The sequence below is a fragment of the Acidovorax sp. HMWF018 genome (assembly GCF_003061035.1).
In the GTDB taxonomy this organism is placed as follows: domain Bacteria; phylum Pseudomonadota; class Gammaproteobacteria; order Burkholderiales; family Burkholderiaceae_C; genus Acidovorax; species Acidovorax delafieldii.
Window position 1 is genome coordinate 49490 of record NZ_QAIM01000304.1, and the last position, 2217, is coordinate 51706.

The following is a 2217-nucleotide window of genomic DNA, read 5'->3' on the forward strand; positions in this document are numbered from 1 at the left end:
GAAGCGCAAAAACGCACCAACCGGCTGCTGCAAGGCATCATTTTTGCTGGGGTCGGGTTTGTGCTGGGCTTGCTGCTCATCCAACTGCTGATCAGAATCCGGCTTTTCTGACGATCTGCATGCCCGGTGCCCCGGTGTGGGGAGCGCCGGGGTGCAGGTCGGATTTCTTCACCCTGGACCGACCGAGACAAAAAGAGAGAGGAGCGCGCTGTGCTGCTGACCCTGGTTATCGTTTACCTGCTGATCACCATCGGCATCGGCTTGCTGGCAGCCCGGCGTGTGAAGAACGCTGCGGACTTTGCCATTGCCGGGCGCCACCTGCCGCTGTACATGATCATCACCACCACGTTTGCCACCTGGTTTGGGTCGGAGACCGTGCTGGGCATTCCCGCCAAGTTCATCGAGGGCGGTCTGGGCAATGTGGTGGAAGACCCGTTCGGCGCGGGCTTCTGCCTGATCCTGGTCGGCCTGTTCTTTGCCGGCAAGCTGTACCGCATGACGCTGCTCACCATCAGCGACTATTACCGCGAACGCTATGGCCGCACGGTGGAAATCGTCTGCTCGCTGATCATCATGTTGAGCTACCTGGGCTGGGTTTCTGCCCAGGTCACAGCGCTGGGCCTGGTGTTCAACCTGCTGTCTGGCGGTGCCATCAGCATTCCGGTGGGCATGACGATTGGTGTGGTCTCCATCCTGGCGTACACGTTGTTCGGCGGCATGTGGTCGGTGGCGGTCACCGATTTCATTCAGATGATCATCCTGGTGGTGGGCCTGGCCGTCATTGCCGTGTTTGCGGGCAACATGGCCGGGGGGGCCGACAAGGTGATCGAGTTCGCGTCCAGCCGTGAGCTGTTCCGGTTCCTGCCTGAGCCCAAATTCCATGACGTGGTGTTCTTCATCGCCGCGGGCGTGACCATGATGTTCGGCTCCATCCCGCAGCAGGACGTCTTTCAGCGTGTGATGTCGGCCAACAACATCCAGGCAGCCACGCGCGGTCCCGTGATCGGTGGCATCTGCTACATCCTGTTCGCCTTCGTGCCCATGTTCCTGGTGGCCAGCGCGCTCATCATCATGCCCACGGAAACGGCTGCGCTGCTCAAGGACGACCCGCAAAAGGTGCTGCCCACGCTGGTGCTGGAGAAGATGCCTTTTGTGATGCAGGTGCTGTTCTTTGGGGCCCTGCTGTCGGCGCTCAAGTCCACGGCCTCTGCCACGCTGCTGGCGCCCAGCGTCACTTTCACCGAAAACATCTGGCGCCAGTTCCGTCCGCACAGCTCGGACAAGCAGCACCTGCGCACCATGCGCATCACCACGCTCGTTTTCAGCGCCTGCGTGTTGGCCTATGCCATCTACATGCAGGGTACCTCCATCTATGAGCTGGTGTCGGGTGCCTATCAGGTGCCGCTGGTGGGAGCGTTTGTGCCGCTGGTGTTCGGCCTGTACTGGAAGCGTGCCACCACACAGGGCGCCATCTTTGCCATCGTGCTGGGCCTGGTGACCTGGCTGTTGTTCCTGTCCACTCCGGCGGGGGCAATCTTTCCTGCGCAGCTGGCGGGTTTGCTGGCCGCGCTGGCGGGCATGCTGATCGGCTCCCTCGGGCCACAGGCCATCCGCAACAGCCATGCCTCCCACCACAAGATGGTTGGGGTCGAGTAACGCGGGGGGTGAAGGGGCATGCCGCCTATAATTGAGGGTTTTGGTGCGACACGTAACGTGTTGCTCTGAGAGAGGTAGCTAGCCTCACTAAATAATTAGCAATTAAATCAAGCACTTACAGTGCTTTTATTTAGAGATTGAGAGCCGGTAAAACGACTCTCTACAGATCACAACATAGTTGTGGTTTTGATAATTGCAGCGGGAAAAACCGACTGCAATGCAGGGTTAAACCTGCTTTCATCGCGGCAGTGATGCCGTCTGTGGCGCTCGCGCAACTTGCCGTCGAGTCCGCCACAAGCGGAACTCGCCAATGGGATGACTAAATCCGTCCATGGATTGGTCACCTTGCAATTGCGCTGCGCATCTCTGACTCTCAGAGTGCTCTGCTCTGTTTTGCCTTGTCGCACCTTCGTCTGAAGTGCTGCGACCTCTTGTACGACCATGAGTAGCCTAGAGTGGCATGCGGGGACGGTAACGTCTCCGTGTGAAGCCCGCTCGACAATGCGTTCCCGTAACACGGCTGGAGTCCCCTGCGAGGGGGGCATCAGGACTATCGCCAGC

1 protein-coding gene is annotated in these 2217 nt (G+C 59.5%); it reads left to right on the forward strand.

The window, feature by feature from the left end:
• The first annotated feature begins 210 nt into the window (after positions 1-210).
• Positions 211-1656 (forward strand): sodium:solute symporter family protein, encoded by a 1446-nt coding sequence (locus tag DBR23_RS11630; protein WP_056060397.1) that lies wholly within the window; start codon positions 211-213, stop codon positions 1654-1656.
• Positions 1657-2217 lie beyond the last annotated feature (561 nt).